Consider the following 12,897-nt stretch of genomic DNA (forward strand, 5'->3'; position numbering starts at 1 on the left):
CATCGCCGCCGCACCGGTGTGTGTGTGTCAGGTCAGTAACGAGTGCGGCTGCGGCGCAGGACGACGCTTCCGATGCCGGCGAGCAGAAGCAGGACTCCAAGAGCGGCGAGCCCGACGGGAGCGGCCGCGCCGGTGAGGGCGAGCGGGCCCGACGCGTCGGGGTTGGTCGCGGGCGGGGTGGCGCCGGGGTCGGGCGTCTCGCCCGGGACGGGGCTCTCGCCCGGGACGGGGCTCTCGCCCGGGGCGGGGGTCTCCCCCGGGGCGGGGGTCTCGCCCGGGGCGGGTGTGGGCTCGGGCGTGGGCTCGGGGTCATCGGCCGGGGCCAGGGCGGCGATGTCGTCGACGATCACCGAACCGGTCGCGGTGCCCGCGAGGTAGAGCGAGACTTCGGTGATCGACGACAGGTCTAGTCGCGATTCACCGGCCCAGGCGGGCGGGGCGAAGTCGCCGAAAGCGAGCTCGACCCGCTGCGCTCCCTCGGACTCGACGGGCACCTGCGCCTCCCAATAGCCACCCGACGCGACGAACTGGACGGTCACGGTGGTTCCGACGGGAGCGTCGAGTGTCAGCCCGATCCCCTCGTAACCGAACCAGCTCGGGACATCGCCGAGTGCGTGCACGACGCCGGCATATCCGGGGCTCCCGAGGTCGAACGCGAACGATCCTGCCGTGTTCGCATCGCCGTCCGACCGCAGGGTCGGCGTGATCTCGCCCCCGCCGGTGTTCCGCACGTACGCGGCGGCAAGCGCGGCGTCGTCGGCGTACGACTCGAAGTCGTCGATGATGAGGTCGTCATGTGGTCGCGCCGCGGTGGTGAAGCTCCACGTGGGAGAGGCCGTGGAGCCGAGACCGTTGACGGCGTCGACGCGCCAGTAGTAGGTCGTTCCCGGCTGCAGGTCGACGGCGGGACGGAACGACGGCGATGTCAGTCCGGTCTCCGACGCCACGACCTGGGTCAGCTCGGCATCGGTGGCGAGGGTGAAGCGGTAGTACGCGGCGTCCTGCGCGGGAGTCCATCGGAAGGCGGGCGTGGCGCGGACGTCGATTCCACCGTCGGCGGGGGTCTCTGCGGCGACGGCGCCCGGTACTCCCAATTCGGGGGCGTTCGGCGAGAACAGCGAGATCTCCGAAAGCTGAGGCGTCCACACTTCACCGGTCGCCCCGTCCCACGACACCCGTAGGTGGTCGACGTCCTGAAGGTCGCGCAGACGGTAGACGTAGCGCTTCCAGTTACCGTCACCCTCGTCGATGGAGGGCGACAGCGTGCGCCAGGTCTCGCCGTCCCCCGAACCCGACAGTGTCAGGGGAACGACAGGCTGGTCGGGCCAGTAGTACGCGACGAGGTCCGCGCCGGAGATGTCGTCGTACGTCCAGGTGAGGGACTCCTCGCCGTCGGCGGCGTCCCGCTTCACGCGTGAGGCGTCGCCGCCGAAGAGGTCGGGGTTGCCGGTGTCGAACGACAGGCTGCCGCTGTGGGCGGACGTGCGGCTGAAGTCATCCAGAGGGTCGAAGAGCGCGATGCGAGGTGTCGCGCTCGACACGACGGCACGCTGGAGCACTCCGTCGCGCGCCCAGGACACCCGGACGTACTCCCCCTCGAAACCGGATGCCGAGACCTCGATCGACCCGTCAACGCTCTGTGCGGTCGTGGGCACGGTGGTCCAGGTCGATCCGTCGGCGCTCACCTCGACCGCGGCTCGAGCGGAGGAAGCAAAACGGAAGGTCGCTTCGCTGACGCCCGCAGCCTGCCAACTGACGGAAGCCGTCGCGTCGATGGCCCGCGCGCCCTCGGGGGCGAGGAGTACGGCGCCGTCGTGCGACGACGACACCCGCCAGTCCGACAGGGGATCGACGGTCACGGTGCCGCCGGACGAGCGGACGGCATCCGAGGCGGTCTCGCTGCCACCGGCCGTGCGGGCGATGACGCGGTACTCCGCACCCGCCGGAGAGTCGAGGTCCGTCACGGGCGAATCCTGGGGCCCCACCGGGTCGACGGTGAGATCGCTCCATGCTCCTCCACCCACGCTGCGCTGAACACGATAGTCCTGCGCACCGGCCGATCCGCGCCAGGCGATGCGATTGATCGCGTTGGTCTGTGCGATCGAGACGATGAGGGGTGCGTCCACCGCACCCGTCGCGATCGGCGTCCCCAGATCGCGTCCGAAGTCCTCGACCGCGGCGACCGATTCCCGCATCCGCTCCGTCTCACCCGGGTAGTGCAGGGTGAAGCCGTCGTCGTGCGCGACGAGCCCACCTCGGTCGCTGTTGCCGAACAGTGACCAGAAGAACATCCCCGACACGTTCTCGTCGGCGGCTGCGGCGTCGAGCAACTCGCTCGATGCGGCGGTGGAGGCGTACTCCCCCGCGATGTAGACCTTGCCCGCAGCGGCGACGGAAGCGGCATCCGCCGTCACCTTCTCGGCCGTCGGCGGGTAGTAGTGCACGTCGACGATGTCGAGGTCGGGCGCAGCGAGAGTGTCGGGATCGATGTCGAACCGGCGGCCGGCGGCGATGAGCTGCTGGGGCGCTCGCTCGGCGATGAAGGCGACCTGATCGTCGATCCAGTCGCGGGTCATCCCCTCCAGCTCGTTGCCGAGCTCCCATGCGAGCACGGTCGGGTCGTCGACGTACTTCACTCCGGTGAGCGCGTTGGTGCGCGCCAGGATCACGTCGACGTACTGCTGATATGCCGCGACGGCCTCGGGCGAGGTGTAGAACTCGTCGGAGGTGAGCCCCAGCGGGGTCGTGAAGTCGCGATGACCACCGTGGTAGTACGCCCATTCGTCGGTGAGCGGAAGGATGAGCCGGATGCCGAGGCTCCCGGCGTACGCGAGGGCGAAGTCGATCGTCCGGAAGGCTTCTTCGTTGTACTCACCGAGACGGGGCATGATCGCCAACGGATTCGCGTCGTCCTGACCGGTGGAGGTCATCATGTGCGAACGCACGACGTTGACGCCCATGCGGCTCGCGGTGTCGAGCGCATCCTTGATGCGGAAGTACGTGGGGTAGTCCACGCCGCCGACGTTCTCGTCAAGTCCGAGCCAATAGATGTTCGTCCCGCTGGCGCGGAAAGTCTCACCGTCGAGCGTGAGTCGAGTGCCGTCGCGCTCGACGAACGCGGTGTTCTGCGACGTCAGGTCGAGGGCGGATGCCGCGGGGGCGGCGACCGCGGCCGGCGCGACCGACAACGATGCGGCGACGACCGCTGCGGTCAGGGTTGCGGCCACGACGGCGCGCAGAGGGGTGCGGGGATGAGACAACGACCAGGCTCCTTCGACCGGCGGATGCGGGCACGCCATGCGGCGATGAACCCAGCATCCGCGAGGACGCGGAACAGGTCAAGAGGTTAGATAAATAATTTATGTAACGGGTTCGTCACGGCTCGAGCTGCGGCGGACGCGCAGGGTGGCGTCAGGCGCGTGGCGCACATCGACGGCCTCTCCGGACACGACGTCGAGCATCGCCCGACCGATGAGGCGCCCGACAGCGCGCGTGTCGCGCGCGATGGCACTGAGCGGCGGCAAGGACAGCTGCGCCTGCGTGGAGTCGTCCCACGCAATGATCGCGAGATCGTCCGGCACACCCCGTCCGACGCCGGATGCCGCGTCGAGGCCGCCGAGAGCCATGAGGTCACTGTCGTAGACCGCCGCGCTCAGCTGGGGGTACTCCGCGAGGGCCGCCGCGGTCGCCGCCTCCCCGGATGCGCGCGAGTAATCCCCGGTCGCCAGCCGCGCAACGACGCCCCCGTCAGCGCACGCCTGGGCGAACGCGGTCCGCCGCGAGAGCGAATGGCGCATGTGCGTAGGACCCCCCACGTGGAGGATCTCGTGATGCCCTTGTCCGATGAGGTATCGCGCCGCGATGCCCATTGCCGCATCGTCGTCAGTCCAGACCGTCATGAGCTCCTGCGCGACCGGGGGGCCGACCACCACCGCCGGCAAGCTCAGATCCATTGTGAGAGCGGGTCGCTTGTCGCCCTCTTGGATGTCGACCAGGAGCACCCCGGTGACCGCGCCCGACGCCGCCCACGATCGGTACAGCCGCTCTTCATCGTCGCGCGAAGGCAGAACCCGCAACAGCACGGGATATCCCTCCGCGAGGGTGACCTCTTCGATACCGACGATCAGGTCGTGGAAGTACGGCTCCGCGCCGAGGATCTCGGTGTCGCGGACCAGCGCGAGGCCGATGGGGGGTCGCAAGTGCGTCACGGGTACGATCCTCTCGGGGTTCATCCGGGCTCCCGTAATCTACCCAGCGCCGAAGGAGGCGACCCGATGGCACGGCCGCAGGCGACCCCGGAGTCCCCGGGCAGTCGCGCACTCGTGGTCGACCTCATCCGCTCCGCCGGACCCATCAGCCGTACAGAACTGACCACCGCGACGGGGCTGACGCAGCCGGCCATCTCCCTCATCGTGCGCAAGCTGCTCGACGACGAGGTCATCGTCGAGGCCGGCACGGTCCCCTCCACGGGCGGCAAGCCCCGCCGGCTTCTCGACATCAACCGTCGCGCTCGGCACGGCATCGGCATCCAGCTGGGATTCGAATCGGCGACACTCGTTGCCACCGACACCAACGGCGGGGTCGTCGCGCGCGAGCGCCTTCCGGGCGCAGGCAGCGACGCGCCCGACGACGTGATCGCACGACTTGCGGACTCATTGGAGTCGTTCCTCACCGCCGCCGACATCCCCGCCGCCAGCGTGCAGGGGGTCGCCGTCGTGCTCCCCGGCCCCATGCGCACCGATCCCGGCACCGTGATCGAAGCGCCAACTCTCCCGCACTGGCGTGACGTGCCCCTGCGCTCGGCGTTCGAGACCGCGTTGCGCATGCCCGTCCTCGTCGACAACGACGCCAGCGCCGCAGCGCTTGGCGAGTTCTGGAGCCGGGGGATCTCGCGCTACCGCTCATTCGCGTGCGTGTACATCGGGTCGGGCATCGGTGCCGGCGTCGTCGTGGACGGGGCCCTCTTCCGAGGGGCGAGCTCCAACGCCGCGGAGATCGGGCACATCACGGTAGACCCCACGGGCCCCGAGTGCTTCTGCGGCAACGTCGGATGCCTCGAGGTCGTCGCCGCCCCGCGCGCGATCGTGGCGCGCGCCCTGGACGACGCGGCGATCACTGCGACCCTCGGGCTGGACGAGCGAGCCACTGTGGCGCAGAACTGGGAGGTGCTCTCCCGTGCCGCCGTCGACGGTGACTCCGCGGCGACGGCCCTCGTCATCGAGAGTGCGCGCGCCGTGGCGGGGGCGACTCTCACCCTCACGAACCTCTTCGATCTCGACGACATCGTGTTGTCTGGTCCGGGCGTCGCCACGGCCGGCTCCCTCTTCGTCCGCGAGGTGCGAGCGAGCCTCGGCCGAGCCTTCGCCCGCAAGGCTCATTCCTTCTCCGTCGAGTTGTCGATCAACCCGACCGACTCCGCAGCCATCGGCGCCGCCGCCCTGACCCTGCAGGGCCAGCTCGCGCCAGGTCACGGCCCGGCGTTGCGCTTCGCCGGGCCGTGATGGTTGTCAGGGGAGCCCGAGCTCGCCCTGATTCAGCACTCGTGGGTGGAAATATGTCGCCTGGATCTCGGCATTGGTGTTGTTCTGCCGCAGCTGCTCCGACCAGACCATGAAGTACGACCAGCGCGTCTGCGAGGTCAGCAGGCTCGACGTGGGAACCTTGCCCATCTCGGCAATCGCGATCGGCTTTCCCGCCGCGATGTTCTGCAGCTGCGAGTAGTCGCCGGAGCTCGGATAGCTCTTGTACCAGACGTCGAGAGAGGCCACGTCGACATAGGACGACCCGGGGTAATAGCTGGACCAATTGGCGTTCGGGTTGTCCTGCACGTTCCACACCCAGATGAGGTTGGTCAGCCCTTGGGAGTCGAAGTAGTCCTTCATCTGCTGGTAGATCTTCGCGCTGCCGTTCACGCCGGGTCGTCCGCCCCACCAGTTCCAGGTCTCGTTCATCTCGTGGAACGGCCGGAAAAGCACGGGAACCCCCGCGTCACGCAACTGTCTCAGGTAGGGAACGACCTCGGCCATCCGCTGGCGCCACGTGGTGTTGAGCGCCGTCCCGCCCGTGATGATCTGTTGGAACTGCGCGTCCGAGATGTTGCTCTTCACACCTCCTTCGAACGCGCAAGTGCTCGGCCCGGTCGGCGGGCACGCGTGCCAGGCGAGAGTGACGAGCGAGCCGTTGCGCCATTCCGTCTTCGCCTGGTCGACCACGCGCTGACGGTTCGCGGCATCGGTGGCGGTGAAGAACAGATCTCCACCCCAGAGCCCGGGATACTGCCCGGTGATGTCCTTGACCTGCTGCGTGTACTGAGCGGGCTGCGAGGCCGGTTCTTTGTTGTGCTGGCCCGAGACGATGCTCGTGCCGGTGACCGAGTTCAGATACTGGATGACGCTCGCACGGGTGGACGGCTGGAACGCCTCCGCCGCGGTCGGCAGCTGGACGACGGCGGCCGCGCACACGGTCGCCACCGCCAGTCCGACGACGCCGAGTAGACGAGTTCTCTTCATGGGCGGTGCCCCTCCTCTTCATCGAGGGCTCCAGGATGCCCCGCGGCGATGGGGCACGTCCACACTTTTATAAATATTTTATGTAACGGACTCCCAGAGCCTCAGGTCCCCACCCCACGGAACGCCCCCGTAGCCACCGCGGCCCCGAGCGCCACCGCCCCGAGTACGATCGCTCCCGCGAGCGCCGCACCGTCACGCCGCGACAGCGTCGAAGGCCGCGCCCAGGTGCGTTCGACGTCGGCGCCGAACCCGCGCGCCTCCATCGCCGTGGCGAGTTTCGTGCCGCGCCGCACGGCGAAAACGAGCAGCACGAAGGCCATCGAGAAGAACCGGCGGAGTGCTCCGCGGTCGCCGAGCCCGCGGGCCCGGCGGGCGAGGGTCATCGTGCGCCAGTCGTCGACGAACAGCCCCACGGTGCGCGCCCCGGCGAGCACGCCGAGCACGAACCGGCTCGGCAGCTTCGCCACCTGGGCGAGTGCGTCGGCGAGCGCGGTGGGGTCGGTGCGGGCGAACAGCAGGATCATCGGCAGCGCGAGCGCGAGCACGCGCAGCAGCACGGCGACCGCGAGCACGATCGAGTCGTCGCTGATCGTGGCGAACAAGAACGTGCCGTAGACGGTGCCGCCGGGTCGGGCGTACAGCAGCATGCTCACCGCCGCGACGGGGGCGAACACCACCACGGGCAGCATCCGCTTGAGAACGGTCGCGAGCGCCAGTCCCGTGAGCGGCACGCACAGCAGCTCGAGCGCCAGGGCCGTCGCGGCGCTCACCGCGTCGATCGACACGAGGAGGGGCACGGCGAGCACCACCACGATCGCGACCTTCGTCACAGGGTTCACGCCGTCGAGCCAGGCCGCGCGCGCGGGGGCCTCGAGCGCGACGCTCATGCGGCCTCCCCCAGCCGAACGTGGTGCTGCCCGAGGTGGCGCACCACGTCGGCGTCGTGCGTGACGGCGACCACCGCGCGTCCGCGTGCGATCTCGCGCTGCAGCAGGGCGACGAGTTCGGTCCAGCCGCGACGGTCCTGACCGAACGTGGGCTCGTCGAGCACGATCACCTCGGGCGAGGCCGCGAGCACGGTGGCCACAGACAGGCGTCGCTTCTGGCCTCCCGAGAGGGTGAACGGGTTGGCGAGGGCGAGAGGGGCAAGGTCGAGCCGCTCGAGCAGTTCGTCGACGATCGTCTCGACCTGGGCCGCCGGCATCCGGAGCGCTCTCGGCCCCACGGCGAGCTCGTCGCGCAGCGTCGACGCGAGGAACTGGTGCTCGGGTTCCTGGAACACCGTGCCGATGCGCGTGAGCAGTTCGGTGGAGCGCCAGCGGGAGGGGCGCCGGATGCCGCGGGCCGCGAGCCCCGCCGCGGCGGTCACCTCCCCGCGGAGTTCGGGCAGGAGCCCCGCGAGGGTGAGCGCGAGGGTGGACTTGCCGGCTCCGTTCGGGCCCGTCACCACGGTGCCCGCGCCGGAGGGGACGACCAGGTCGAGGTCGGCCGCGACGACGGCGCCCTTCTCGCGCCCGATCGTCAGCGTCTCGGTCGTGAGCACGGCATCCGGGATCTCGAGAGGCGAGGGAACCGGAAGCTCCACCGGGCGACCCGGCACCCACACGCCGGCGGCCGCGAGGGCGTCGCCGTGCTCCGCGAACACGCGATCAGGCGGGCCGTCGGCGAGCAGCCCCCCGCCGGGCGCCAGCACCACCACGCGCGTCATGAGATCGGCCCACACGGCGGTGCGGTGCTCGATCAGCACGAGCGTGGTGCCCTCGCGCGCGATGACGCACTCGACGGCCGCGCGCACGTCGGCGACGCCGTCGGGGTCGAGGTTGGCGGTCGGCTCGTCGAGCAGCAGCAGTCCCGGGTGCATCGCAAGCACGCCCGCGAGCGCGAGGCGCTGCTTCTGCCCGCCCGACAGGGCTTTCGTCGGTCGGTCGAGGGGCACGGTCAGACCGACCGAGGCGAGGGCGTGCGAGACCCGGTGGGGGATGTCGGATGCCGGTACCCCGAGGTTCTCGCAGCCGAAGGCCACGTCGTCGCCCACCTTCGACAGCACGATCCCCGCCTCGGGGTCCTGCAGCACCAGGCCGATGCGTCCGCGTTGATCCTCGGGGGCTCCGCCGTCGACGAGGATGCGCCCGGTCTGCTCCCCCTCGTCGCTGCCGCCGAGCAGGCCCGCGAGACCGGCGAGCAGGGTCGACTTGCCCGCGCCCGAGGCGCCGAGCAGCATCACCCGCTCGCCGGGCTCGATGACGAGGTCGATCTCGCGCGTGGCGGCAAGCTTGCGGCCGGCGTAGCGCCAGCCCCAGCCTTCGACGTCGACGCGCGCGGGATGCGGCATCAGACGTCGCGGCGGCGTTCCCGCCCGGCGGCGAAGCGGCTCAGCGCACCGGTGGCCGCCAGTGCGCGCACGAGCAGCCAGCCGACCAGACCGGCCAGCAGCGCACCCGAGACCACGAGTGTGCCGAGGTAGATGAGGTTGAACTCGACGGTCTTGGCGATGTTCGGCGACGACCCGACGAACAGCTCGTTCAGCCACGCGCCGACGCCCGCGCCGACTCCCGCGAGCATGGCGACCGGCAGGGTGAACCGCAGGTAGAGGAAGGCGAGGAAGATCAGCTCGGCGCCGAGGCCCTGAGCCAGGCCCGACACGATCGTGAGCGGACCCCACACGTTGCCGATGAGGGCCGAGACGACGGCGGCCACGAGCTCGACCAGCAGGGCCGCACCGGGCTTGCGAATGATCAAGCCGCCGACGACGCCGCCGATCAGCCAGATGCCGACCGCGACGCCGCCGAGACCGGGCGTGACGCCGTCCATGGCGACGAACCAGAGGCCGCCGACGGTGTTCCAGGCCCAGAACACCAGGCCGATCGCGACGCCGAGCACGGCGGCGACGACGATGTCGACGACGCGCCAACGGAAGCGGTCCGTGGCGACGACCGACGAGCGGTTGGCGGGGGCAGACGTGGACGTGTGCATTTCTCTCCTCCCTGCGCCGGCATGATCCGGATCAGGTTCGACGGTCGAAGCGTGGATTCGCTTCCTCTCAGCCCGGCTCACCGGACTCCCGTGGGTTGTGGTGACGAGTATAGAGGCACGCCCGGGGTAGCGTGGGCGGGTGAGCGAGCAGATCCCGGAGTCGCGACGTGCGCTGCGCAACCCGGACGAGCGGCTCGCCCCTCCGGCGGAGTCGGAGCAGACTCCGGATGCCGCTTCCCCGGCCGACGCGTCGGGTGCGGAGACGGCCGGGGCACGCGCAGCCGGCGCACCGGGCGCCGCTGCGCCCGCCGCGGGTACTGCCGAGGGCGAGGCCCCCCAGACCGGCGCTGCCGCCGTCACGCCGACTGCCGAAGGCGCCGAAGCGGAGGCATCCCGAATCGCAGCGGCCGAGCCGTCGCCGGTGGAATCGACGACCCCGCCGCCGACGACCGACGCCTCGCCCGCGTCGACCGCCGCCCCGGCATCCGGAACCTCCACCGTCATCGGTGCGCTCGCGTGGGTCGACCCCGATCACGCCGCGGCTCCCCGCCCCGCCCCCGCCTTCGTCGTGTCGGGTTCCACCCTGCGCGCGGGCGATCTGCTGGCCGGTGGGCGCCGACGTCGCCTGCGTCCGGCCACCGTCGTTCCGCCCATCCTGCTGCTCATGCTCGTGGCGGCATACGTCGCCGCGACCCTGCTTTGGCCGTTGAACGCCGTGGCTCCGACTGTGCGCACCGTCGCCGCGCAGCCGACCGCCGCGCCGACGGCGAGCCCCGCGTGGCCCGCGCAGGGAGAGGCGGCGATCGCACTCGACGGCATGCCCGAGACGCTCTCGACGCCCGCGAACGCGCCCGAGTCGATTGCGAGCATCACGAAGGTCGTCACCGCGCTCCTCGTGCTCGACAAGCTTCCGCTGGCGCCGGGTGAGCAGGGCGGCACGTACGCCTTCACGCAGGCCGACAGCGCCGACTACTGGCAGTACCGGGCCCGGGGTGAGTCGTCGCTCGACGTGCCCGTCGACGGCACGCTCACCCAGTTGCAGATGCTGCAGGGCATGCTGATCGCCTCCGCGAACAACTACGCGCAGCGGCTGTCGAACGATCTCTTCGGATCGGATGCCGCTTTCGCCGCCGCCGCGGGAGAGTATCTCGCCCAGCGCGGCATCGACGGCATCACGATCGTCAACCCGACCGGCATCGAGGCGGGCAACACCGCGACCCCCGCCGCCCTCATCGCTCTCGCCGAGCGCGCTCTCGCCAACCCCGTGATCGCCGACATCGTGCGCACGCCCGAACTGACGCTGCCGGGGGCGGGCACCTTCCGCAACGGCAACTCCCTACTCGAGGATCCCGGCGTGATCGGCGTGAAGACCGGCACCCTCGACGCCTGGAACCTGCTGACGGCGAAGGACATCACGGTCGGCGGCACCACCGTGCGCGCCTACGCCGCCGTGCTCGGCCAGCCCGGCCCCGACAGCCGCAACCAGGCCAGCCGCGATCTGTTCGCGCGCATCGAGCAGGAGCTGCAGCCGAGCCCCTCGCTCACGGCCGGCACGGTCGTCGGCAAGGTCGAGTCGCTGTGGGCCTCCGACGTCGACGTGGTCACCGCGACCGACGCGACGGTCGTGCTCTGGAACGGCGCGGTCGCGAAGACCTCGACCTCGTTCGACCTCGGCAACGCCCGTGAACCCGGCGAGACCGTGGGTTCGCTTACGGCCACCGGGCCCGTCGACGCCGACACCGTCGACGTCGAACTCGCCGGCGAGCTCGACCCGCCGAGCCCGTGGTGGCGACTCACGCACCCCCTCGACCTGTTCGGGCTGAACGGATGAAGCTCTCGCTCGACGCGTCGTCGCCGGTCCCGCCGTTCGAACAGGTGCGGGCCCGGATCATCGCCCAGATCGACGACGGCACGCTCGTCGCGGGAACCCGTCTGCCTCCGGTACGGACCCTCGCGGGCGAGCTCGACCTCGCCGCCAACACGGTCGCCCGCGCCTACAAAGAACTCGAAGAGGCGGGCTACGTCGAGACCCGCGGCCGCGCCGGAACGTTCGTGAAGGGCGCGGATGCCGCCGCCGCCCGAGGGGCCGCTGCCGCGCGGACCTACGCCGAGACGACGCGACGCCTCGGTCTGTCGAGTGCCGAGGCGGTCGACCTCGTGCGCGCCGCTCTGCGCGACGGCTGACGAGCGATCTCGCGCTTCGTCGGCGGTTTTCGGACGCGTCCGGATGCCGTGGCGGACTTCACCCGCAAGATCACCCACCGCCGTCTGACCTGGGGTTTCCCCGGCGCGCACGGTCCCGACGCGCCTTCCTCCTCCTCGATCGGCCCGAACATAGGCCGGATGCGCCGCAATACCCGGGTTCAATGTCGGAGGTCGTCGCTAGCATGCCCACATGTCATCCGAGACCTCGTCGATACCCGCGGAGAACGGCCCGCGCGGCCTGTCCGCGGTGCTCGCCGAGGTCCGCTCCACCGGCGCTGTGCTCGCCGCCGCGGAGGTCGCCCGCACCCGCGCTCTCGCTGAGGCCGGGCACCTCGCCCTCGACGTCCTCGCCGACCAGCGCGCGTCCGCCCGCGCCGCGCAACTGGCCCTGCGCGAGGTCGCATCCGAGCTCGCTGCGGCCGAGAACCTCTCCGACCGGTCGGTGCAGCGGCAGATATGTCAGGCGATGACCCTCGTCGACGACTACCCCACCACCCTCGCCGCGTGGGAGGCGGGGGCTCTCACCCGCGCCCACGCCCACGTCATCGCCGACATCGGCGCAGCCCTTCCACCGGAGAAGAAGGCCGAGTTCGACCTTCTCGCCGTCGCCACCGCCGAGGGCCGCAGCCCCGCCCGCCTGCGCTCCCGGCTGGGTGTCCTGGCCGAGAAACTGCACCCCACCACCCTCACCGAACGTCACCAGCGCGGCCGCGACACCCGCTGCGTCCGCCTGGTCACGGGGGCCGACGGCATGTCCGACCTCATCGCGACCCTGCCCACCGTCCTCGCCGTCGGCATCTACGACCGCCTCACCCACCAAGCCCGCGCGCTCCTCGACATTCGCGCCGGCGGCGCGTTCGGGCACGACGGGGCGGACAGCGCCCTCGCGGGTGTCGATACGCCCGGCGACGATGCAGGCGGCACCGCGGCACCCGGCCCGCACCCGGTTTTCGGGTCCGACCACTCCGCCGCCGCGGCGGCCCTCAGCCCCGCGACCGTGCTCGCCACCGACCAGCGCACCACCGCGCAACTGCGCGCCGACATCCTCGCCGACCTGCTGCTGGCCGCCGCACCGGAAGCCGACCCCACCCGCACCGACGACGGCCCCGGCACCCTCGGCACCATCCGCGCCCGCGTCCAGATCGTCGTCCCCGCCCTCACCATCCTCGACCCCACCCGAGAAAACCACGACCCCGCCGAACTCATCGGC

Annotated in this window: 10 protein-coding genes and 1 riboswitch; of the genes, 4 read left to right on the forward strand and 6 right to left on the reverse strand. The window is 70.9% G+C overall.

Features of this window, described 5'->3' with window-relative positions; genetic code table 11:
• Window positions 1-32 precede the first annotated feature (32 nt).
• A complete protein-coding gene (locus M3667_RS10660; RefSeq protein WP_285837652.1) occupies window positions 33-3,260 on the reverse strand; it encodes a cellulase family glycosylhydrolase in 3,228 nt (1,075 codons plus the stop codon).
• Between the two features lie 99 nt (window positions 3,261-3,359).
• A complete protein-coding gene (locus M3667_RS10665) occupies window positions 3,360-4,208 on the reverse strand; it encodes a LacI family DNA-binding transcriptional regulator (RefSeq protein WP_251507923.1) in 849 nt (282 codons plus the stop codon).
• Between the two features lie 66 nt (window positions 4,209-4,274).
• Between M3667_RS10665 and M3667_RS10670 the strand changes: the two genes are divergently transcribed.
• Window positions 4,275-5,501, forward strand: a complete 1,227-nt coding sequence (locus M3667_RS10670; RefSeq protein WP_251507924.1) for an ROK family transcriptional regulator — start codon at window positions 4,275-4,277, stop codon at window positions 5,499-5,501.
• A 6-nt stretch (window positions 5,502-5,507) separates the two neighbouring features.
• Here M3667_RS10670 and M3667_RS10675 read toward each other — a convergent pair whose 3' ends face one another.
• From M3667_RS10675 to M3667_RS10690, 4 genes are all read right to left on the reverse strand, one after another.
• The gene (locus tag M3667_RS10675) at window positions 5,508-6,509 is read right to left on the reverse strand and encodes a glycosyl hydrolase (protein ID WP_251507925.1); all 1,002 of its coding nucleotides are present in this window, start codon (window positions 6,507-6,509) and stop codon (window positions 5,508-5,510) included.
• Window positions 6,510-6,610: 101 nt separating this feature from the next.
• A complete protein-coding gene (locus M3667_RS10680; RefSeq protein WP_251507926.1) occupies window positions 6,611-7,396 on the reverse strand; it encodes an energy-coupling factor transporter transmembrane protein EcfT in 786 nt (261 codons plus the stop codon).
• Window positions 7,393-8,841, reverse strand: coding sequence for an ABC transporter ATP-binding protein (locus M3667_RS10685; RefSeq protein WP_251507927.1), 1,449 nt, complete (start codon window positions 8,839-8,841; stop codon window positions 7,393-7,395). The genes M3667_RS10680 and M3667_RS10685 overlap by 4 nt, the downstream gene beginning before the upstream one ends.
• Window positions 8,841-9,482 (reverse strand): ECF transporter S component, encoded by a 642-nt coding sequence (locus M3667_RS10690; protein ID WP_251507928.1) that lies wholly within the window; start codon window positions 9,480-9,482, stop codon window positions 8,841-8,843. The genes M3667_RS10685 and M3667_RS10690 overlap by 1 nt, the downstream gene beginning before the upstream one ends.
• Window positions 9,474-9,584, reverse strand: a riboswitch (TPP riboswitch). It overlaps the preceding gene by 9 nt.
• Before the next feature lie 37 nt (window positions 9,585-9,621).
• Here M3667_RS10690 and M3667_RS10695 point away from each other — a divergent pair.
• The 3 genes from M3667_RS10695 to M3667_RS10705 all read left to right on the forward strand — a co-directional run.
• Window positions 9,622-11,313 (forward strand): D-alanyl-D-alanine carboxypeptidase, encoded by a 1,692-nt coding sequence (locus tag M3667_RS10695; protein WP_251507929.1) that lies wholly within the window; start codon window positions 9,622-9,624, stop codon window positions 11,311-11,313.
• Window positions 11,310-11,666, forward strand: coding sequence for a GntR family transcriptional regulator (locus M3667_RS10700; protein ID WP_251507930.1), 357 nt, complete (start codon window positions 11,310-11,312; stop codon window positions 11,664-11,666). Before M3667_RS10695 ends, M3667_RS10700 begins: the two co-directional genes overlap by 4 nt.
• A gap of 211 nt (window positions 11,667-11,877) precedes the next feature.
• A partial coding sequence (locus M3667_RS10705) for a DUF222 domain-containing protein (RefSeq protein ID WP_251507931.1) occupies window positions 11,878-12,897 on the forward strand: 1,020 nt, incomplete at its 3' end.

It is taken from the genome of Microbacterium sp. P26 (assembly GCF_023712585.1).
GTDB lineage: Bacteria > Actinomycetota > Actinomycetes > Actinomycetales > Microbacteriaceae > Microbacterium > Microbacterium algihabitans_A.

Coding starts and splice junctions, on each gene's coding strand:
- M3667_RS10670 (WP_251507924.1), top strand. CDS start 4,275: ATGGCACGGCCGCAGGCGACCCCGGAGTCCCCGGGCAGTCGCGCACTC.
- M3667_RS10675 (WP_251507925.1), bottom strand. CDS start 6,509: ATGAAGAGAACTCGTCTACTCGGCGTCGTCGGACTGGCGGTGGCGACC.
- M3667_RS10680 (WP_251507926.1), bottom strand. CDS start 7,396: ATGAGCGTCGCGCTCGAGGCCCCCGCGCGCGCGGCCTGGCTCGACGGC.
- M3667_RS10685 (WP_251507927.1), bottom strand. CDS start 8,841: ATGCCGCATCCCGCGCGCGTCGACGTCGAAGGCTGGGGCTGGCGCTAC.
- M3667_RS10690 (WP_251507928.1), bottom strand. CDS start 9,482: ATGCACACGTCCACGTCTGCCCCCGCCAACCGCTCGTCGGTCGTCGCC.
- M3667_RS10700 (WP_251507930.1), top strand. CDS start 11,310: ATGAAGCTCTCGCTCGACGCGTCGTCGCCGGTCCCGCCGTTCGAACAG.